The 21,402-nt window shown below is 69.2% G+C and carries 10 protein-coding genes; 2 read left to right on the top strand and 8 right to left on the bottom strand.

Annotated features, from left to right (window positions below; all coding sequences use genetic code 11):
- Positions 1-10: 10 nt before the first annotated feature.
- The 7 genes from RV986_RS36760 to RV986_RS36730 form a co-directional block, all read right to left on the bottom strand.
- On the bottom strand, positions 11-826 hold the full coding sequence (locus RV986_RS36760; protein WP_475921494.1) for an SAM-dependent methyltransferase: 816 nt from the start codon (positions 824-826) through the stop codon (positions 11-13).
- Between the two features lie 596 nt (positions 827-1,422).
- On the bottom strand, positions 1,423-3,693 hold the full coding sequence (locus RV986_RS36755) for a UvrD-helicase domain-containing protein (protein ID WP_475921493.1): 2,271 nt from the start codon (positions 3,691-3,693) through the stop codon (positions 1,423-1,425).
- Positions 3,690-10,490 carry a DEAD/DEAH box helicase gene (locus tag RV986_RS36750; RefSeq protein ID WP_475921492.1) on the bottom strand — a complete coding sequence of 2,267 codons (6,801 nt, stop codon included), beginning with the start codon at positions 10,488-10,490 and terminating at the stop codon, positions 3,690-3,692. The genes RV986_RS36755 and RV986_RS36750 overlap by 4 nt, the downstream gene beginning before the upstream one ends.
- 125 nt (positions 10,491-10,615) lie before the next feature.
- Positions 10,616-11,566, bottom strand: a complete 951-nt coding sequence (locus RV986_RS36745) for a hypothetical protein (protein ID WP_475921491.1) — start codon at positions 11,564-11,566, stop codon at positions 10,616-10,618.
- A gap of 50 nt (positions 11,567-11,616) precedes the next feature.
- On the bottom strand, positions 11,617-12,795 hold the full coding sequence (locus tag RV986_RS36740; protein ID WP_475921490.1) for an AAA family ATPase: 1,179 nt from the start codon (positions 12,793-12,795) through the stop codon (positions 11,617-11,619).
- Positions 12,788-14,083, bottom strand: coding sequence for a GmrSD restriction endonuclease domain-containing protein (locus tag RV986_RS36735; RefSeq protein WP_475921489.1), 1,296 nt, complete (start codon positions 14,081-14,083; stop codon positions 12,788-12,790). Before RV986_RS36735 ends, RV986_RS36740 begins: the two co-directional genes overlap by 8 nt.
- Positions 14,084-14,166: 83 nt before the next feature.
- Positions 14,167-14,613 (bottom strand): ATP-binding protein, encoded by a 447-nt coding sequence (locus RV986_RS36730; RefSeq protein WP_475921488.1) that lies wholly within the window; start codon positions 14,611-14,613, stop codon positions 14,167-14,169.
- A gap of 159 nt (positions 14,614-14,772) precedes the next feature.
- On the opposite strand from RV986_RS36730, the gene RV986_RS36725 reads away from it, so the two are divergent.
- Complete coding sequence (locus tag RV986_RS36725) at positions 14,773-15,624, top strand: helix-turn-helix domain-containing protein (RefSeq protein WP_475921487.1); 852 nt, start codon at positions 14,773-14,775, stop codon at positions 15,622-15,624.
- On the top strand, positions 15,621-15,824 hold the full coding sequence (locus tag RV986_RS36720) for a DUF397 domain-containing protein (RefSeq protein ID WP_475921486.1): 204 nt from the start codon (positions 15,621-15,623) through the stop codon (positions 15,822-15,824). The genes RV986_RS36725 and RV986_RS36720 overlap by 4 nt, the downstream gene beginning before the upstream one ends.
- A 57-nt stretch (positions 15,825-15,881) precedes the next feature.
- Here the strand turns inward: RV986_RS36720 and RV986_RS36715 are convergent, their stop codons facing one another.
- Positions 15,882-21,401 (bottom strand): DNA methyltransferase family protein, encoded by a 5,520-nt coding sequence (locus RV986_RS36715; protein WP_475921485.1) that lies wholly within the window; start codon positions 21,399-21,401, stop codon positions 15,882-15,884.
- Position 21,402 lies beyond the last annotated feature (1 nt).

Genomic DNA, 21,402 nt, shown 5'->3' with positions numbered 1-21,402 from the left:
ACTCCTGTCGTTACGGCTTACGCGCAAGTCCACCGTGCTCGGCGATGACCTCCGGGACGCCCGAACCGGGCTCCGGACGCCACTCCGTCACCGAGACAACACCCGGCTCGACAAGCTCCAGACCGTCGAAGAACGCGGTGATCTCATCAATGGAGCGCAGGTTGTACGGAACGGCGCCGCTGCTGTTGTAGGCGTCCTGGGCCTGCTCGAAGACCGGGTCGATGCCACGCGACCCGTCGTTGATGGAGAGGTAACTGCCCGAGGGCAGGGCGCCCATAAGCCGGGTGACGATGGAACGGGCCTGATCGTAGTCGGCGACATGGCCCAGAATGTTGCTGAGGATGAGCGCGGTAGGACGACCGAAGTCCAGCGTCTTGGCGGCGACTTCAAGAATGCGGTCCGGGTCCGTCACGTTGGCGTCGATGTAGGCGGTCGCGCCCTCCTCGGTGGAGTACAGCAGGACGCGGGCGTGGGCGAGCACCATCGGATCGTTGTCGACGTAGACGATCCGCGCCTCGGGAGCGAGCCCCTGGGCGACCTCGTGGGTGTTCTGCGCGGTCGGAAGGCCGGTGCCGACGTCCAGGAACTGCCGGATACCCGCCGCGGAGACGAGATACGCGATGTTGCGACGCAGGAAGCCACGACTGGAGCGAGCGATGGTGACGATCCCCGGAAACACCTCGGTGTACGCGTCACCGGCCGCCTCGTCGACGGCGTAGTTGTCCTTGCCGCCCAGCCAGTAGTTCCAGATACGGGCGGAGTGCGGCACCGACGTGTCGATCTTCTGCTGCTCCGCCGGCTCGGGCGTCGTCACAGGGTCGCTCATGAGTCGTGTACGTCCTTCAACCGAGGCGCGGATCATTCGCGGCACATCCTACGATCGAACTCCCTTTTCTGGCCCACTAGTTCATGTCTTCCGACTGGTGTGCTGGTCGTGGGACGGGCTGACATCCATGCATCGCTCTCGGCACTCGGACGCAACTCCTGGATGCGCGCCTGCCGGACCACTCCGGCTCAGATCCGGCCATCGCTGTACGCGAGACCGACAGGGACACTGAACCGTTCCGGGATCGGTGGGACTCCGGACTGTCCCTCCAGTCTGTTGAGCTCCGAGTCGCCAGCGGTTCGGTGACACCCTGTCGCCCGTGTATGGGCGGAGCAGGAGCCCTTTCGTGACCGTTCATGGATCACGAGCCGTCCACGTGATACGTCATCGGCAAGACATCACGAATGACCTCGGCTCCCAAATATGCCGGTCAGGAGGCACTTGGGGAAGCTCGTCCCGTGTTCTGCAACGCTCCGTGCGTCGCCGATGCGTCATGGCCGCTCGGGCTCGATAGAACCCGCGCCTCCTGGCAGCCCTTACTCCCACCATCAGCGACGAGACGCTGAACGCGTGCCCGGCGCACGCTGAGGTCCAGTTCAATGGACCTCAGCTCCCAGTGGGCGAAGGAACCTGCTGGGCTCACCGTTCCAGGAGATGGTGAGTGCATCTCTCGCTCTAGTAGCCGCAACGAACAGCAAAGAGCGGGCCCGTTGCAGTTCGCGCCTGTGGCGCAGTCGGTCAGTCCGTTCCCAGGTATCCACTGTCGAGCGGGGGACCAGGCCCTCCGAGACACCGGCGATGATCATGCGACGGTATTCGAGCCCTTTGAAGCGGTACATCGTGCCGACGTGTACGCCCTCGACTCCTCGCGCCCCGTCGCCAGTGATCTTCGTGGCCACGATTCCGCGTCGGCCGAGGCGCGCGACAACCTCGTCGACCTTTTCGTTCGTCGGCACGCAGACCGCGACGGACTCGCGCGGGACGTCGTGCCACGCCTGCACCTGCTCCGCCACGAGGTCGAGTTCCTCGTCCCAACTGTCCGCACTCCGAAGGCGCGGGCGTCCGCCGTGCAACACGGACCGGTATCCCGCGAGGTCGTCGGTGCCGCCATCGAGGTCGTCGTAGTCGGTCCCTTCGAGGATGCCGATGGCGGCGCCCAGGATCTCGCGTGTGGTGCGATAGCTGAGTGTCAGTTTCGCCGAACGGCCCCGGATGTTGATGCCCAGACTGCCGAGAGTGACTTGGTTGTCGTAGATCCTCTGGTGGGTGTCACCGACGAGGAACATGTCGTCGTCCTCGCGGGGAACCATGGCCCGCAGCATCTTCCAGTGCGCGGCACCAAGATCCTGTGCCTCGTCCACGACGACATGTCGGTAGCGGTAACGCAGCCAGGCACCTGTCCCCGACTCCACGTGGATGTTGCCCGGTCCGCCGCGCTCTTCCTCCTGACGGCGGCGCTCCTCGATCTTATGGCTGCGAGCCATCTCCAACTGGGCCGCCCGTTCCGCCACTTGTCGGTGAGTTTCCAGTCCCTTGACGTCGAGGCGTTGGGTGAAGCGTTCGGCGAGTTGCCAGATCTCCGCCCGGTCAGGGCGACTCACGCTGCGCCCCCGCCCCGCCCGCCGGGCCTTGAAGTAGTCGGAGCGCGACGCCACGGCCTGGCCGAGGATCACCTGGTTCCACTCGTCGCAGAGGAACTCGGCGTCCCAGCGGTTCTCCCCGGTCTCCACAAGCAGTTGGCGCCACTCGCGCAGAGCTTGTGTGTCATCGATTCTGCGCTTGGTGCTCCCCGGGTCGGCCTCGCTGACGACACGCGTCGCCAACTGGTCGACGTGCAAGATGTCGACGCGGGCGAGCATCTGCGGCCCGCTGAGAGAAAGGAGGCGAGAACGCAGGTCGGCGGCGAGATTCTTGTTGAAGGTGGTGAGGAGGACCGGCTTGTTGTGGCCAGGGGCCAGTTGGTCCACAAGGTGCTTCACCCGGTGCAGGGCAACGATCGTCTTCCCCGTTCCAGGGCCTCCTCCCACGCGGGCCGGCCCGGAGTACCTACGTCCCACCAGCTTCTCCTGGGTGGGGTGGAGGAACACCTTCCACCGGCCGAAGTCGCCCTCCTCAAGGATGCTCCGCAGCGACTCGTCATCAGTGATCACCACGGCCTGTGAGCGGTCGGCCGCCGCTCGCCAGTCGTCACCGCGGGTGCTGTCGATCGATTCCTCAGAGGCAACCGCGACCGGCGCAGTCACCTCCTCCATCACCTGCTCGTAAGGAACTTCGTCACGCAGTCGCAGCAGCACCTCACCCGTGTGCCGCGGGGCGTACTCGGCGAGTCCGAGCAACTCGTCGTCCGTGGTGAGCTTGAGGACGATCGGGATAAGAGGCTCGGCCACCCCCAGGTCCGCCAGTTGCCGCGCGGTGTAGGCGGCGAACAGCGGAGGGTCGGTGGCAGCACTTTCAGCGGCGGACGGTTCGGGACGCGCCTCGGCTCCTTCCGTGCCCAGAACGCCGTCCTCCACCACCTGGAGGTCCACGTACTCGATCGCGCCGGTGATCTGGTTGATGCCGTATGCAAGCCGGTCGAGGTTGCGGTGGACATGTCCGCGGTGCTTGACCGAAACCAGGAGCCAGTCGTTTCCGCCCAGCCGCACCAGCAGTGCCCGGTATTCGCGGTTGACGCGCGCCGACCACAGACGCTCGTGCCCCTTGAGAGGCTTGAGATCGAAGCCCGGCGCCTCGGGGTTCCTCCGGAACTCGTGCTGGAATTTGTAGACCGCCCCGACGATCGCCCGGTCCAGCTTGACGATCTCCTTGTCCGCCTTGTCGAGCAGTCGGAGGGTCGCGCCCGCTGTGGGCGCGCCGGTGCTGGTCATCGGTCCTGCTCCTCGTCGTTCGCGGCCGGATGGCCGGCTGTTTCGGTGTGCCGGGTGAGGGTGGCCGCGAGTTCCCGGGCGTCCCACTCGACGGCAGTCCGTACGGTCCACCCCGCTGCCACGTAGGCGCGGTCACGGTCCTGTGTTTCGGCAACGGCGGCTTCGTCCTCCTGGGCAGGGCTGAGAACGACACCGATGCGGTGTGTGGGCCAGGCCAGTTCGGCGGGCCAGGCGGCATCGCCGAGCTCGAATCCGGCCTCGGGAGCGGGCACTGCGGACCGGACAAGTACGTCGACGAGTTCCGCGAGCCCTGGCTCTTCCACCAGGTAGTCGACGACCTCGTCCCAGGCGGGATCGCGTACGGCCTCCGTCGCCGAACCCGAGGGGAGCGGTGCTTCCACGGACGCTGTCTCGGTCTCAGCGGCCTCGGTGGCAGGCCCTTCCGTAGGAGATCGCTGCGGCTGCCGACGGGACTCCAGCCAGCCCCCTCCACCTGTCACGGCCAGTTCCACCGGGTCGAAGCCCGGCAGTTGGCCGGCCGCCAGCTGGACACCGTCGCCCTCGCCCTCGTTGAGGAACTGGAGCAGATTGGTCCAGTAGAGCCAAGCCTGCCAGCGCCTGCGATGGGCGTCCTCGTCGCGGCCCAGCGCTTCCGGACTGTCGTCGAGCACGGTCAGGGCGGTCCACACCGCGCCCGCCTGCCCCTTGCGCAGGTCGAGGGCGACCGTCAGGGGGCATCCGCTGCCGTCCTGGGTGGCCATGATCTGGACGGCACCCTGTCCGCCGGAGAGCCGCTTGCCGTGCAGGGCGTCGGCGATACGGTGCCCGATCTCGGGCCCGTCCGCCAGGGCTCGGCTCGTCGCGGAGACCGCGGCGAATCCCGCCAACGCGCTCTGGGTACGCCGCCTCCACAGCTCTTGGTCCGGCGTGGTCAGGTAGCCGATCAGGGTCTTGACCGGGTTGATCCACACGAAATTGTTCAGGTCGCGCGGGTCGTCGCCGTGCAGCCGTCGGTGGATGTCGGACGCGGTCTTCTGCGCCGTGTTCTGGTAGGGCACCCATACGGGATCGGTGGGTGGCTTCGCGTCGCCGGTCCAGGCACGTACGTCGTCCCAGGTCAGCTGGAAGACCTGCCAGCCGTGCCCGGCGCGCAGCCGGGTCCGCTTGTCGGCGTCGGACGCGATGCGGTTGTGCTCGGGACTCGCGTGATAGCGATAGCCATCCAGGTACACGGCGACCCGCTTTCGGTCGTCGTCCAGACTGCGGAAGACCACGTCGGGCACGGTGAAACCGAGGTCCGTCTGGGTTTCCATGCGCCAGCCGCTGACCTTGCCGTCGGGCGCGGTGAACCGCAACGTCGTGTCGCGCTCGCCGTCGGGTGTCTGCGCGGACCGCACGCTCACCTCGTCGACGCCTTCGGCCCAGGAGAGGAGCCCCCGGCGGAACAGCGCTTCCAGCTCGCTCTCGACCTGCTTGTCGAGGCTGATGGCCCGAGTCGTCCCGGCTTCCTCGATGTGCCAGGCGTCACCGGTACGGCCGAGGAGCTCACCGAGCATGTCGAGGGCGTGTTCGCGTGAGACCAGTTCGTACTCGCTGTCAGCGACATACCGCAGCAGGCAGCGGTGACATGCGGGTCGCTTCTCGCCGACGCACGGACAGCGCTCGATCACCTGGCGGGCCCGGGTCAGCACGTCATGCAGCCCGTCGGGCCCCGCAAGCCGGTGCAGATAGCCGGTGCCGCCGGGCAGCGAGTCGTACAGCACGAGGAAGTGCCTGCGGACGTCGCCGCCGGGCTCGGGCATCGAGTCGGTGACCACGGCCAGGTGGTCGGGGTCGCCCCCATAGCTCTGGGCGATGCCCGCGAGCAGCAGCGCCTTGAACGAGGCCAGGCGCTCTTCGGTGTACGCGGTGACCGCGGGGATGAGGATGCGCAGCGCCTCGCTACGCAACTCGTGGGCGAGCAGCAGTTTCACGCCCGCCTGCGCGGCCTGTGTCTCGCCGAGCCCGTCGCGCAGCCGGGGGCACCACGGGCGATGGTACTTCGTGGCCCGGGACGCGCCGAAAGCGCTCTGCTGTCCGGCCTGCGCGGTGGTGGGTCCGCCGTCAGGGTCGGCGTATCCGCAGGACTCGCAGACCCAGAAGGGGTTGAGCCGTACCTGGCGTCCCGCGAAGGCGCTCTCCACCCCGGTGTCCACGCGAGAGGCGCCGACGTTGAGGTGCCGGATCACGGCCTGCCGGGTGAACTCCCAGCCGAAGGTGGCCTGCTTGTGCTTCCACCCGGCCTCGACGTGCTCCTGCGGAATGTCCACGGCGGGGACCACGGTGTAGATGCGCCGCTCCCGGTCGTCGGTGTCGTCGCGTACGCGGATGTCGTCCCGCTGGTCGCGGGCCGTCACCCGGTGTGGCACCAGTACCTTGTGCAGGCAGCCGACGTCGCCGATGGCCGGGGACTGGCAGCGCGGGCATGCGGTGGAGTCCTGCCGTGCCTGCTCCGTGCGGATGTGCCCGCAGTCGGGGCAGACGCGCCACCACAGCCACGTCGGGCGGTTCGGGCTGCCGATGTCGAGCCCGGTGATGCGGTGCTTGTAGCCCTGCACGTAGTAGTGGTTGCCGGGCGCGAAGTCGGCGAGGGCGAGGCGCGCCGACCGGTCGTACCTGAGTACTTTGCTGTGGTGCTCGGGTTGCCCGTCCTTGCCGTCCTCACGCCAGGTGAGGGTGGCTTCGAGTTCGGTCAGCGAGTCGACGAGGCTGTAGTTGGGCAGCAGCCCGAGATCGACGAGCGCGCCGTGCGCGGTGGTGCGGCTGATCTCGCCCGCGTGCCGGGACACCGCTCGCCGTTCGGCCCGCAGTTCCCTGCCCTGCCGTTCGTGTTCGGGATCACCGGCCACCAGTGCCTTCAGCGCCTCGTCGATCGACGTGACCCGGCGCTGCATCTCGCCGCGCCGGTCCTCCCACTGGTCGCGCGCCTCCTTCAGGGCGCCGGCGAGCCCCCCCGTCGCGTACGAGCGCAGTGCCTCGGCCGCCTGCGGGCTGACGCCCGTGCCCTTCGTCTCGTCGTACGGCGGGAACAGCAGAAGGAAGGTGTCGACGCGGCGGGGGCCCTCGGCCAGTGCGGCCTGCTGGAACTCCGCCAGCCATGCCGAAGCACCGAACAGGTCGGTGGCCTGGCGGGGCATCGGGCTGAGCGGTTCCCCTTCGCCGTCCGGTGCGGGCAGGCGTCCGGCGCCGACCAGGTCGAGGAGGTGGGCGAGGTACTGGCGGCGCAGGATCTCGCTCGCGGAGAGGAAACAGCCGGGCGGCTGGATGTCCCCGGCGATCATCTGCCGGGGGTCGTCCAGGTAGTAGCGGTCGCGGGGGCCGCGGTCGACCATGGTCAGCAGGTAGGCGTTGCCGGTGGCACGGCCGGCCCGACCCACCCTCTGCACGTAGTTGGCCGGCCCCTTGGGCAGCGAGGCGAGGACCACGGCCGACAGGTCACCGATGTCGATGCCGAGTTCGAGCGTGGGGGTGCAGGACAGGACCTGCGGGTTGGCGTAGTGGACCCGGATACCCTCGCGGAACGCCTTCTCCACGGCTTCGCGCTTGGGGCGGGTGAGGGTACCGGTGTGCTCGGCGGTGTTGATGGTGAAGACACCCGCGTCGCGGTACATCCGCCGGTAGAAGTCCTGGGTGAAGTCCCGGCGCCGTACGCCGCTCTCCAGGTCCTGGCCGGTGCGCAGGAGTCCGCCGCAGCGGTAGCGGGGGCACGGCTGTCCGTGCCACTGGTCGGCCAGAGCCGGGTGGACGGTCTGTTCCCAGGAGCAGACCGGGCAGTGCGCGGAGGCGTCGGCCACCTGATCGTCGGCCAGCTTGCGGACGTGGACATGGCCGGGCTGGAGACCGTAGACGCGGGTCACCCCGTCCTTGGCGGTGCGGGCGGACAGCACGCCCGCGTCGACGAGCGCGGGCAGCAGCCGTACGAGGAAGGCGTTGGCGGCGTCGGGACGCAGGCCGAGGCTCCGCCGTGTCCAGTCCTGGTACCAGCCGAGGCGGCCGGTGACCACATCGAAGTCGTCGCTGCCCTGTTTGGGGCTGCCGAGCAGGAACGCCGGGGCGGACACGCCGGGCGGGAACGCCGGCATCCCGGTCCTGCGCCCGCCCCAGACGAGCCAGCGGCGTACGCCCGCCTCGTCCAGCCAGCCGTCGAGCCAGGCGTGCCGGATGGCGCCGCGCGTGCGCAGCCTTTCGAGGAGGCCGCGCACGTACCCGATCCAGCGGTCCGGACCGGGCAGGGAGCCGTCCGGCAGGGCGATGTCCCCGGGGGTGGTGTGCAGGAGTTCGCGCACGATCTCGGCGACCGCGTCCGGGTCCTGGAGCGGGACGTCCGCGGCGACCGTGCGGGTCAGCTCCAGCGTGCGGCCCTGCCGGGACCTCAGCCCGAACTCCAGAACCGCCGCGAAGGCGAGGCGCTGGGCGATGAGTTCCCAAGTGGCGCGGGAGCCCTGGCTGCGCCCGGACAGCAGGGTGTCGACGCCGCGTACGACGTGCAGGTCGGGCGGGATCACCGCGGCCTGCATGGCCTTGCTGTCCACGACGTCCGCGATGAGGTCGGCGGCCAGGTCGCTCAGCGCGATGGACTCGTCCTCGTCGATGTGGCTGGCGAGCAGAGAACGCAGCGAGAACGTGTACGAGCGGTTGGCGACGAATCCGGCGCGGTGGGCGGCGTCCTGCACGGAGTCGTTGAAGAGGAGGGTCTTGTCCTCGTTCAGGTCCTTGTCCAGCTCGCCGCCCGTGAACAGCTGGGTGATGGAGGCGGCGGCGAGCGCGGCGAGCCCGGTACCGAGGTAGCGGATGGCGTTGAAGGTGCGGCAGGCCGGGCACTGGTCGCCCCGCGCCGCCCGGTCGTCGCCGAGGTCCGCCCAGACGAACGCCGCGTCGTACAGCGGCTTGGCCGTGTGCGGGCCCTCGCCGCCGCGCGGCGGGTCGAAGTCCGTTTCGCGCGACAGCGGCCGCAGTCGTCCGGCCAGCCCGTCGAGCACCATCACGGTGGGTCCGCTGCGATGCTTCTCTGCCGCGAAGGCCACGTCGTACGCCTGCCGCGGGGTCGCCGCGATCATGTTGCGGACGCGGCTCTTGTCGCGGCCGACGGACGCCCGGCGGATCTTCGTGGCTGCCATGTCGAGCTCCGCCGGGTCCGCCTCCGGGGAGAGTGCGGCCCAGCCGGAGCGGCCGCATTCACGGCAGAAGACGGCGGGCAGGAACACCTGCGCGGGCGGGGGCGCGCTGTCACCCGCGGGTGTGACCGGGGCCGTGTCGCCGTCCGGAGCGAGGGCTCCGGCCTTATGGCCACCGGCCGTACGGGCGGTGAGCCTGCCGCCCGTGCTGATCCGCTCGTCGTCCCAGCGGAACTCGGCCCTCGCCGCGCTGACGCCGCGCAGCACCCGGGAGACCGAGCGTACCCAGTGGTGCACCTCGATCGACAGGAGCGGTCGGGTGGGGTGCTCGGGGTCACGGGCCGTGGACAGCAGGGCGACGTAGCGCGCGAGTGCCTGGGCGGCGACGGCCGGGCTCTGCTGGACGGCCATGCCCCAGTGGTAGGCGTAGCGCGGCAGGACGTCCATGATCTCGGCGGTGGTGCGTGGCCGACCGTCGAGGATCTCCAGGACGGCGGCGGTCAGCCGGTGGCGGCGCAGTTGTCTGCCGAGTTGCACGGGGTCCAGGCCGCTCCGGCCCGTGAAGGCGGCGGCCAGCTGATCCAGCGCTTCGCGGTCGCGGGTGGGATCACCGAGTTCCGCTACTTCGTGCGGGGCGGGGAAGGGCAGTCCGAAGTCGCTGTTGCCCGCGAATTCCTGTGCGCTGCGCCGGTCTTCGCCCACCACGGCGTCCGGCGGGAAGGGTACTCCGAACACCTGCTCCGCCACGTCCAGCATCGACCCGCCCGCCGTGCCCGGCGTGCCCTCGCCGAGAGTGGCCGAGGTGGCGACGGGGCAGACCGGGCCCAGGGGCCGTCCCGGCTCGTTCAGGTCCGCGACGGCGCCGAGCCGGCGCAGCAGCATGGCCACGTCGGTGCCCTGGGCGCCGTCGTAGGTGTGGAACTCGTCCAGGACGACGTACGCGAGCGCGGAGCCGCCCGGCTCCTGCCACAGCCGCTGGTCCTCGGGCCGCTGGAGCATCAGGTCCAGCATCTTGTAGTTGGTGATGAGGATGTCGGGCCGGGTGCGCCGGATCTCGTCCCGGTCGACCGCGACGTGGGGGTTGGCCTGCTTGAACTCCTTGGACGCCTTGTCGCCGATGTAGAGCGCGGCCTGCACCCCGGCTTTCCTGAGCCGGGCGTCCCGGGAACTGTCGAGGTAGTCGTTGATGCGGTGGGCCTGGTCGGTGGCCAGCGCATTCATCGGGTAGAGGAGGACGGCTTTGACGCCCTCTCGGCCGGCCTCGCGCTCCCGTCGACAGTGGTCGAGGATCGGCACGAGGAACGACTCGGTCTTGCCGGATCCGGTGCCGGTGGTCACCAGGGTGGGCCGGGCGGGGCCGTGCAGGGTCGAGAGGCGTTCCCAGGCCCGTTCCTGGTGCCGGTACGGGGTGGTGAAGCCTTTGGTCCGCGGCCACCAGGTGAGATGCCGCTGCCAGTCGTCGTTCTCGGCCGAGCGGAAGGGAGTGCGGATACGCAGGTAGGGGCCGCGGAAGATGCCGTCGTCCGCGTCGCCGAGGAACTGCTCCAGGGCGGTGCGGGTGCCTTCGTCCGCCAGCGCGTACGTCGTCGACAGGTACTGGCTCAGGCTGTCGCGTACCTGCTCGGCGGCGAGGGTCGGTCGCACCCTGCTTCTCCTTCGTTCCGATGTCCCATCGGTGCCGCACCTGCGCGGCTCCGGGCCCCACGGTAATGGGCGAGGCCGGCACCCCGGCACGGCGGAGGTGGCCGGGCCTTGCTTCGTCGGTCTGCTCAGATGCCCAGCTTGCGGCCTACATGCGCGATGCGTAGGGCCTTACTCTCCGGCACGAGCCGGAAGTGCACCCGGCCGGGACCCGGGGTGAAGCGGGCATGCGTGTCGAAGATCCGCGTCTGGCCGTCGAAATCGGTGAACGCGCAGAGCTCTCGGCCGCGCTGTTCACCCTCGCCGGTCACCCAGGAGTGCCACTGGGGTCCGCCGGGCTCGGTGACCGGGTTCCACGAGGCGACCGCCTGGTCGAGTTCGGCCAGCCGCCTGGCTACCGGGCGTACCCAGACCTGGACCAGGGTCCGCAACTGCTGTTCCACCCCAGGGAGGAACTCCAGCTGGGGAAAGAGAGCTGCGCGCCGCTCCCACAGGTCGGCCCCGTGGGTCACCGCGTCGAGTCCGCCCCTGCGGGCGAGTTCGGCCTGGTGCTCGATCCACCTCAGATGCTCGTCGACATGCGTCCCGCTCGACGCGTGCCGGAGCTCGACGTCGCTGACCTGCGACGCGAACGCGCCGTCTTGCTCCTCGACCAGTTGCTCGCGTTCCAGCCACACCCGGTCCTCGCCCCAGCACGGGGCGACGGCCAACGACACACCGAGCCCGTCCATGAGGTGGGCCGCGCCGAGTCCTTCGACCGTCGCGCCCTGGTGCCGGTATTCGACGTCGTAGAAGCCCTCTCCCTCGGGGAAGACGACGCGGTGCGGCCACTTGCTCTGCATCTGGAGGAGCCGCCGCCAGGCGTCTCGGTTCTTCGGGTCGCCGTGCCACTTGCCGATCGGATGCCCGTCCGCGATCTGCAGTCCGGTGATCGGATCCTTGCTGACCAGTACGGTGCCCGGCCGGTCGGCCCGGAGGACGGCGAGCACCGCCCGCGCCAGTTCCGTCATGGCCCGTTCGGCCCGCGCGGGATCGACTCCGGTCCCACAGGATCTTTCGTTCAGGAACAGCAGCGGCACGTTTCCCCCTCCGTGATGTCGTCCGCGCCCGTCGGCCCCCCGGCCGGTCCTCAGGCGAGCAGCTCGTCCAGGGTGTTCTCCACCTCGTCGAAGAACCCCTCGGGCCACTGGTCGATCAGCCCGTCGCGGTCGATGCGGGGGCTGGTCACCTCGCTGCCCGTGGAGCCGCCCCGGAAGTAGTGCAGAACGGCCTCGTCCGGTGCCAGCACCCCACGCTTGACGGCAAGACGTACACCGTTGAGCACGTGATCACTGTGCGTCTCCACGACCAGCTGTGCCCCTTGTGCCGCAGCCGCGGAGACGAGGGCGGCCATCCGGGTCTGACCGCGCGGGTGCAGATGCGCCTCGGGGTTCTCCAGGAGGACCAGCGATCCGCGCCGGGCCGTCAGGCAGGCCACGACGATCGGCAGGGCGTACGTGAGACCGAAGCCGACGTTCGTGGGGCGCCGCCGGGTGCCGCGCGGGCCGTCGAAGCCGTAGGAGAGGCGCACCGAGTCGGTGCCTTCGATGGTCTCCGCCTGAAGGTCCACCCCCGGGCACAGCTCTCCCATCCACGCGGCGGCCTGGTCGAGCAGTCGCGCCGACTCCGCGCGCGGGTGGCGCAGCGGCCCTTCGGGGACCTCGTCCCTGGCGTGGTGACGCAGGAAGTTGACGGTGTGTTCGCCGCGCACGCCGAGAAAGCCGCGCCCGATGGCCACGTGGTGATCGCGCGGGTAGAACTCGGCGGGCGAGATGCGATCGGCGTGCAGGTACTGGAACCCGGCGGTGAAGTATCCGGGGACGACGGCGGCGGGGCCGACCGGGGACGACGCCCCTTCACTGGTCAGCGGGATGTCGACACCGGTCAGCGGAAGCAGGTTCTGTTCGGCCGCGTAGGCCACGGTCCAGGAGTAGCGGTACGCGCCTTCGCTCACGGCGATGGTGGTCTCCGGCTGGTCGCCGGTGAAGTCCTCGTGCAGGACGTCATGGCCGGTGCCGAGGGAGACGAGTTCGCCGTTGAGGAGGAAGCCGTTGTCCATGGCGGTGATCCCGTCGAAGCCCACTTCTTCCACCAGGCCCCGCACGTCGTCGAAGTCGCCCGCCTCGTACGACTGCTGGAGGAGGCCGAGCGCCTGGAGGACGCTGCTCTTGCCGGAGGAGTTGAGGCCGGTCAGCAGGGTGAGGGGCCCGAGCGGCAGGTCCACGTGCTGGAACGCCTTGAAGTTCGTCAGCGTCAGCTGGTCAATCACTGCCCACTACCCCCCGGAAGAGCTCCGCCATCGCGGTGAACCTCTTGCGCACCTTCTTGGTGTCGCCGGTGGCGACGGAGATGGCCCGGTCGAAGTCCCAGTCCTTCATCAGCTCGAAGAACCCTTCGAGCACCTTGTCACGCGACGTTACCAACAAATCACGCTCGTGATCGTCCAGGATGGCCAGATTGACCGCGACCGTCTCGAACAGGGCTTTGTTGATGGGGGACTTGCTCCCCATTCCACCCCGCCATTTCCGGAACGCGTGGTCTCCGAAGATGTCCGAAGCACACCGCATCGCCTTGCGGAACTCCCACGCCAGCCGCTCCCGTCGTTCCGCGCCGAGCCGGTTGACGTAGTGCATGGAGGTGACAAGGAACTGGTCGAAGTCCCGCTGTGTGTGCTCGGAGGGGTCACTCAGCCGGAACGCAAGGAAACGCAGCACCATCTCCCGGTCGGCCATCCGCTCGTTCGACACGCTGTGCCCGGTGGCGTCCCCGAACGCCGGGTCCTCGGCGAGGTCGGCGAGGTAACCGCGCACCGGCCCGTCGACCAGGGCGTGCCGGATCTCCTGCGCAGTGAGCGGCAGCCCCCCGGTGTTGATCCGCGAGAACACGTTGAACTTCACCGCCTCCGGCGTGCCCTGCTGGATGATGTGCACCACCAGCTGGGTCTCGCGCAGCCTGATCTTCAGCCGCCCGGTCAGTGCCTCGTAGCCCTTCCCGTGGTAGTCGCGCAGGTAATCGAGGCCGCGCAGGGTCAGCGGCGGCATACCCACAGCCGCGGGCTCCATGAACCGGGCAATGGCCGTGAGCCGCTGGATGCCGTCGACCACGGCCCAGTCGTCGTTCTCGTCCTGAGCCATATGGAAGGACGAGATGGGGATGCGCAGCAGCAGCGACTCGATGAGCCGGCTCTGCTGCACGTCGGTCCAGATGCCGGCCCGGCGCTGGAAGTCGGGCGCGAGGTCGATCATCCCCTCCCGCAGCCGCGAGAGCAGCAGGTCGACGGTGGTCGCCTGGGTCTCGATCTTGATGCTCTCGGGCCGGAAGGGCGCGGAGATCTCATCGGGATCACCCGTGCTCCCGCCTTCCTCGTCGGCGGGCTGCTCCAGTTCCACCCCGGTGGGCAGCCCGTCGCCGCCGACCTCCACAGGGCCGAACAAGGAGGGGAAAAGTCCGGGCTGGAGCAGTTCGCTGTCCTCCAGCGGGAACTGGTAACGCCGGAATCCGACATCCCGCCCGCGCCCGGTCGCCCGTCCACTGCCGCTGTCCTCAAGCCCTGGCATGACTCCCCGTCGCCTCCGCCGGCCCACCGCTGATGACCTTGGTCCGTGGTCACCTGCCAGTCTATGGACGGCGAGCGGGCCCGTCAGTGCGGAAGGTCCAGTTCGGCGCGGATCGTCTTGCCAACGGGCAGGCGGTCGAGCACGGCCCACCGGTCGGCCAGCGCCTCCACGAGCAGCAGCCCTCGGCCGCCGTCCACCCCGACCGACGGGGAAGTGACGGCGCCCGGCCCGGCGGGGCGGCGCTCTCCGCGCGGGTCCGACACGTCGATCCGGAGGGTGTACGCGTCGAGGCTGAGCCGTACCTCGAAGTCCCGGCCGGGAACGCGGCCGTGGGTGACGGCGTTCGCGGCCAGCTCCGCGACGAGCAGCGCGGCGGTGTCGGAGGCGTCGGAGCCGTACAGGATGCCCCAGGCGTCCAGCCGGTGTACGGCGAGGTGGCGGGCGAGGCGGGCACCGCGCGGGGTGGCACTGAAGCGCTGCGCGAACACACGTACGGTAACCGGCGCTTGGCGGGCTGGACTTGGCGTCATACCCCCAAACTGGCCGCCCGCGCGCCCTGCACACCAGGTCAGCCACTCGTACTCTGCGTGAGAGTACGAGTACGGAGGGTGGACAGGGCTGGCAACTGACCGTAACCATGGCCGGGTTGGAAGTGGTTTGCGGGGCAGGCGTATGGGAGGTGTCCTCGCATGACGGACGGTACGGGCGGGTCGCAGGGCGGCGGTGAGCCGGAGGTGTCGGACAGTCTCCGGACATTCGGCGAGGTCTTCAAGGCCTTCCGCAAACGCGCGGGCCTGACCCAGGAGGAGTTCGCCGAACTGGTCCCGTACTCGGTCCAGACGGTCGCCAAGATCGAGCAGGGCCGCCGTTTTCCGCAACCGGACTTCGTGGAGCGGGCGGAGGAGGCCTTGGACGCGTTCGGGGCGCTGCGGGGTGCGGCGCGGCATCTTTCACGGCAGCCGGGGCTGGCCAGTTGGTTCCGCCAGTGGGCGAAGTTCGAGGCGGAGGCGGTGAGTCTGTACACCTATGAGTGCCGGGTGGTGCCGGGGCTGTTACAGACGCAGGCATACGCGCGGGCGGTGTCGTTCAGCGTGCCGCCGCTGCCGGACGAGCAGCAGCTGAGCGAGCGCATCGCGGCCCGCATCGCCCGCCAGGACCTGCTGGCCACCAGCCGGAAGCCACCCACGGCGTTCAGCTTCATCGTGGAGCAGGCGGTGCTTGAACGGCACACGGGCGGGGAGACGGTGACGCGGGAACTGTACGACCACCTGGTGGACGTGGCCGAACGGCACTGGAACGTGGAGTTCCAGCTGATGCCACTGCGGCAGCCGGTGCATGCGGGGTTGGACGGTCCGCTTCAGCTGGCGGAGACGCCGGAGAACCGGTGGTTCGGGTACTCGGAGGGGCAGAAGAACGGGCGGCTCATCACCGACCCGAAAGAGATCAGCGTGCTCCAGCAGCGCTATGCCAAGATGCGCTCACAGGCCCTGACCCCTGAGGACTCCCTGGGCCTGTTGAAGCGATTGCGAGGAGCGCTATGAGCATGTCCGAACTGGCCTGGTTCAAGAGCAGCTACAGCGGCTCCGAGGGAGACAGCTGTGTCGAGGTGGCGATGTCCGGAGCGGAAGCGGAGCTGGCCGAGGCAGTCCACGTGCGGGACTCCAAGCTGCGCCGGAGCCCGCAGCTTGCGGTCACCCCTGGGACGTGGCAGCGCTTCGTCTCGTACGCGCGTCAGGGCTGACGCCGCTACGCCCATGAGCGCCCCGCCGGAACCCGAGTCTCGTGCGGGGCGCCCTCGTTACGCCTGCTTCTCCTGCGACTTCCGCAGCCGCTCCGAGAAGACAGCGTGGGCGGCCCGCATTTCCTGCTCACGGTCGGCCTTGTAGAAGGGGGCGGTGTAGCCCGCCGGGGGCTCGGAGCGCTCACTCTTGTCGTAGGCGAGGAACTGCTCGTAGTCCTGCTTGGTCTGGCCGAAACCGTAGGTATGACGGACCCCGGCGATCTTCCGTTCATGCCCGTCAAACCAGGTGGCTTCGTCGAAGTCCTGCATGATCGGAAAGCGGGACTTATACATAGCCACCAACGCATCGGCACTGACTCCCAGCCATACCGCTACGAGGGCGTCGATCTCTACGAGCGCGGCTCGGCGAGCCTGTTCGGTACGCAGCGGAGTCCCGCGATTCCACTGCGAAGTGACAGCATGCAGATGCGGCAGCCCAACCCAGTCATGGGCCCACGACTCATAACCACGCCAAGTCGGGTCGTACAACTCTTCCCAGAGTTCCGCGTAAGCGCTTGTCAGACAATTGAGGCGCAAGGTACGCAGGAGCAATGCTGATGCAAGTGGATGCTTGGCCGTCTCCGGAACCGGCAGGCGTTTGGCGGGCGTCACGTCCAAGTGGCGAATGCGCGTGGTACGCAACAGGTAGTCGAGAGGGATGCCGGACCAGAACCCGGCGACCAGCGCTGTGGTTCGATTGTCGACGACATGCGCACTGCGGACGGCGTGAATGTGTGCGGCACCTGTCGGCACGAGTGCCGCGTAGAAGCTGCGCTCGGTATCGGGGGCAATGAACTCCCGCCACGCCACTCGATAGAACTCCGTATACGGTCGCCTCAACCGCCCAGCCAACTGCCCATCCACCTCCTCCGCAGTGACCGCCTCCGGCGCAACCTCCCGGGCCTCGGCCACAGCTGCCCGCGCCCTCGCCACCTCGTGCTCGGACGCCCGTAGCTCCTCCAGCGTCCGGTGATCGCTCCACACGTCCTGGGCAGCACGATAGACAGCGGGCTCCGCCACGTACACGTACTCGGACTCGGGCACTGCATCGTCCGCGAGCGTCAACGGGTTGAGCCCCAGCAGTTCGCCAGCACCCTGGCTGGGCTGCTTGAACATCGGGTTTGCCAGGCCGATTTGCGGACCCTTGAGGATCACCTCGGACCAGTTGGCCGGCTGGTGCACGGCACCGGTCCCATCGGGCACGTTGTAGTCGATGAGGTCCGCCGCCTTGGCGCCACTTTCGTGGTAGCCGCTGCTGATCTGCGGCTCATAGTCCGCGAGCCGCAGCGAGTAGTCGGCCAGCGCCTCGATCGCCTGTGCCTCGGCCGTACTCACCGGAGAGAGCAACCGCCCCTGCCGCACGGGCTGACCTTCGTCTCCCGTCAAACGCTGCCAGCGCTCCAGCGTCTCCTCGTCCACCCGGACGATCCGCTTCAAGTGCGGGCGCTCGTCCCAACTACCGGCGTACCGAATGCCTGGGTCAGGCGCAGTGCCGTCATCGCTTGCCGACAGCCGCAGCGCATCCACGGAAACCAGCCACGAAAGATGGTCGAAGCCGATCTCACCTTCTTGGCCGTAGATGTGCACCCCGAAGTGACTGGCATGCCCCACAGGCGGCGGGAAAAAGCGATTGCCCTGGTTCACGAAGTCACCATGGATGCGAAGGCGGGTGTACGCGGCTTCACGCAGTCGGCCTTCCCTGTCACCGCTGAAATGCGAGCCAGGGTGAACGAGCCCGACCGACCCCTCCCCCGCCATGTGCTCCCATGTCCGGCACATGAACGCCCGGTACAGGTCCGGCTGGGTGCCTCGCAGCAGCGGGTACAGCAGGCCGGAGCCGAGCATGGCTCCCGTACCGCTGTGTGCGGCCAGTTCGTTCAGCAGATAGCGGCGCACGGGCTCCGCCGTCATCAGTTCGTCGAGGCGCCGGGTCCGCTCGGCCTTTGTCGGCTTCTCCGTGAGCATGAACCACGGCTCGTACTCGGCGAGCAGCGGATTCTCCTCCCACCTGGGCCGGACCCACGGCGGATTCCCCACCTGCAGATCGAACCCACCCCGCTCCCCACGGAAAACATGCGCGAAGTGCAGCTCCCAGTGGAAGAACCCGCGCCCGTCCGCCGCCTTTATGTCGCGCTCCGTCGTGCCCGCGATGTCCTCGACCACGTCCAGCCACGGGAAGCGCTCGGCCAGCTTGAACGGGCTGTCCATGCCCAGGACGCCGTCCAGGCTGCGCTCGTACGTCTCCAGAAGCGGCAGCGCCTCGTCCACGGGGAGGTCGTCCAAGCCGTCCAGGAACGAACCGGCGTCCGCGTCCTTCGTACCGAGCGTCAGCTCAAGGAAGTCCAGCCAGTCGGCGAACGTCTTCAGCGGGATGAACGGTCGCCGCAGGTCCTCGGCGATCTCGGCCTTCCGACCGGTCGCCGACCGCCCCTTGATCTTCAGACCCTTGATCTCCAGGCCCTTGCCGCTGTCCGCTGGGGCGCCCAGCTCCTCCTGTTCGCCGTCGGGGTCGTCGAAGAGCCCGGCAGCCCGCCAGGCGACGTCACCCGGCGCGGGCCCGCTCGGGACGGCGGCCTCCGGTTCCGCTGCCACCGGGGTCGGTACCGCCCCGAACGCCCCCTCACCCACCGTGTACACCGCGTCCGTACCATCCAGCAGCCCCACCTGATCCAGCGGCCAGAACCACAGCGCGCACCACGCGTCCATGACCGTCTTCAGCCGCCAGTACGGGGTGCCAGCCGTCGTCAGGTCGTCCAGGACGCGCTGCTTGTCGGCGGCCTCCGCAGCGGGCTCCAGCCAGTCCGCGCCCCACACGTCGATCCGGCGCGACACCTTCCGTTCGGAGAGTTCGAGGCGCTTGGCGACCAGGCTCCACAGGAACTCAGCCCGGCGGGCCACCGCCTGGAGCCGACCCAGCTCGGTCTTGGCCGCCGCCTTGGCCCACCGGGCGTGACGTACCTGCCGCTTCTCGGGCGACTCGCCGTCAAGTTCCTCGAACAGCTTGCCCTTCGGGGCCTTCTGCACCCCCTTACGCCACTGCCCGAGCGCCTTCGCCTGCTCCTCCGCCAGCTTCTTCGCCTCGGGCTCCCCGGCCACCGCACCCCAGCCGAGCGCGGGGAGGAGGAAGTGGTGCACGGCGCCGTCGGGCAGGTCGCCGTCCCGGAAGGGGAGTTCGGTGGGCGGCAACGGGAGCTTCTTCGACAGCCACTGACCATGCGGCAGCGCGCCCGCCCCGTACACCTTGCGGCCCGCGCCGATGAGGGAGTTGCCGCGCCTGAGGTGCAGACCGAACCAGGGGGCGCGCATCCCGGGGTGCATGGAGTTGAGCCAGAGGGAGACCTCGGCCAGTTCCACGGCGGTGGCGTTGAGGTCCACGCCGTACGCGTTGTGCAGGGCGATGTACGCCTTGGCCTTCTGAAGTTCGACGGGCCGCGCCTCCGGATCGACGCGTCGGTCCAACTCCCTTTCCCTGCGCCGCAGATACTCCGCCGCCACCTGGTCGATGGCCTCGTTGAGGAACGCGCCCGAGCCGAGCGCGGGCTCGCAGATCTTCCAGCCGAGCAGCTCCTCGGCCGACGTCACGGTGCCGTCCTGGTCGAGACGGTGCTTCAGCGCCAGCTCGACGGTGACCTCGGTCAGGGACTTCGGCGTGTAGTAGGAGGCGGACGTCTGACGGTCACGGCCCGCGAGGCGGTACACGAACGAGCCCCTGGGGTGGACGACACGCAGCGGACGGCCGGTCTCCTCGTGGGGGCGCTCGACGAACACCTCGTCCGGGTAGTCCTGGACCCGTCCTGCGGGAATCATCCAGCTGCCGCCGGACGCGTCGCCGCCCTTGGCCACCTCGTACAGGTCCTCGTCGGCGATGAAGCCGGTGTAGGACATCAACCCCTCGTAGACCGCGCCGAGTTGGTTGATGCCGAGCTGCGCGTAGGAGATGAAGCCGCCGCGTTCGCGCCCCTTGCCCTTGGTGAGCATCAGGCGGCGCAGCACCTTGTGCAGGGTCTCGTTGCGCAGCCGGGTGTCGAGGAACTCGGGGAGGTCCGAGCCCTCCTCGTATGCCGGGTTCTCGATCTGGTCGGCGGAGATGAGGCGTACCGCGTCGCTCTTGAACAGGTCGGAACGCAGCGGCTCGAAGCGCAGGCCGACATCGGCACTGCGGGCGGCGGCCTTGCGCGCACGGTCGGCTTCGCGGACCCGCTCCGTGTACTCGTCCCGGGGGATGGCCCCGGCGGAGAGGAGTTCGGCTGCCTCCCGCTCGGCCTCGGTGGCAGCCCGGTCCGCGGCCTGGGCCTCCAGGTCCTCTGGCTCGCTGCCGAACTCCCGGTGGCCCTTCTGGACCTGCTGGAAGAGCAGGTCCAGGGACTCGTACAGATGGAACCCGCGCCGCGACCGCTCGCCCACCAAGTCGCGGACGACCAGGTCGCCGAGGCGCTGGAGGCCGTAGCCCCGGGCGTACTCGGGATCGTCGGCCGGCAGGATGCCCAGCGAGGGCTGGGCCTCGGCGTAGAGCAGGAACAGGATGCGGTAGAGGTAGCGCAGCGACTCACGGCCGAGTTCCTTGGCGAGGCGGGCCGGTTCGTCTATCCGCTCCGGGGTGACGCCCTGGTCCCGCAGCCGTGCCAGGACCTCGTTGGCGATCCACTCGACGGACAGCCGCAGCCCCTCCCGCAGTTCGGTGGAGACACCGACCGCGTGCTTGCCGGACTTGTCGACGAAACCGGCGAGCGGCGCGGTGCCACCTTCCTCGGGGGTCCGCAGCGAGTCCGCGCCGAACAGCGCGGCGACCGTGTCGAGTTCACCGCCGTTGCGGATGTCGCGCCGGTTGAGCGCGGCGTCCAGGCCGACGGCGAGATAGCGGCCCTCGTGCCAGGCGAGACGGTCCGCGAGGACGACGACACCGCCGACCAGCATGAGGATGTAGCGCGGCGGCTCGTCGCACTCGAAGAGGAAGTCCGCCAGGGCCTTCGCGTCGGTGAGACGGGCCGACGCCTCCAGGGCGACGGGGCGCAGCAGGCGGCCCGCGCCGTCCGGGTCGAGGGCCGCGTCCGGCTCGTCCGTCCAGCCGCAGGGGACGGCGATCAGGCCGGGCTCGGTGAGCAGGACCTGGACCGGGTGGTCGTGGCCCGAGCGGTGCACCGTGACGGTCTGCTCATGGGCGTCGTCGAAGCCGAGCGCGCGCAGGGTGTCCAGGTGCAGTTCGGTGAGACGCTTGGTCCAGTCGGCGGGGACCGGCGCGTCCGGTACGGCGAGGGCCTCCGCGTCCCGGGCGAAGTCGGCGCGGGAGGCGAAGTAGGGGCCGTGCAAGGCTCGCAGACCCTCGCGCGGGGTGCGGGCACGCGGCGGGACGGACGCGGGGTCGCGGCCTTCCGACTTGGCCCCGGCGACGGCGGCGGCGTGGGCGCGACGCTCCCGCTCCTCGGTCTCGGCCCACCGGGCGAGAAGCCCCTCCTTGGCCTTGAGGTCCTTGGGAAGGACTTCGGCGAGATAGTGCGCCGAGAGGTAGTCGCCGTGATTGACCAGCGAGTCGTACGTCACG

It is taken from the genome of Streptomyces sp. RLA012, assembly GCF_056270325.1.
This window is presented reverse-complemented; position numbering and strand designations above follow the sequence as displayed.

What these genes read in the sequence shown, in the direction of transcription:
- RV986_RS36735 (WP_475921489.1), bottom strand. Translation starts at nt 14,083, where the DNA reads ATGCCAGGGCTTGAGGACAGCGGCAGTGGACGGGCGACCGGGCGCGGG.
- RV986_RS36730 (WP_475921488.1), bottom strand. Translation starts at nt 14,613, where the DNA reads ATGACGCCAAGTCCAGCCCGCCAAGCGCCGGTTACCGTACGTGTGTTC.
- RV986_RS36760 (WP_475921494.1), bottom strand. Translation starts at nt 826, where the DNA reads ATGAGCGACCCTGTGACGACGCCCGAGCCGGCGGAGCAGCAGAAGATC.
- RV986_RS36725 (WP_475921487.1), top strand. Translation starts at nt 14,773, where the DNA reads ATGACGGACGGTACGGGCGGGTCGCAGGGCGGCGGTGAGCCGGAGGTG.
- RV986_RS36755 (WP_475921493.1), bottom strand. Translation starts at nt 3,693, where the DNA reads ATGACCAGCACCGGCGCGCCCACAGCGGGCGCGACCCTCCGACTGCTC.
- RV986_RS36720 (WP_475921486.1), top strand. Translation starts at nt 15,621, where the DNA reads ATGAGCATGTCCGAACTGGCCTGGTTCAAGAGCAGCTACAGCGGCTCC.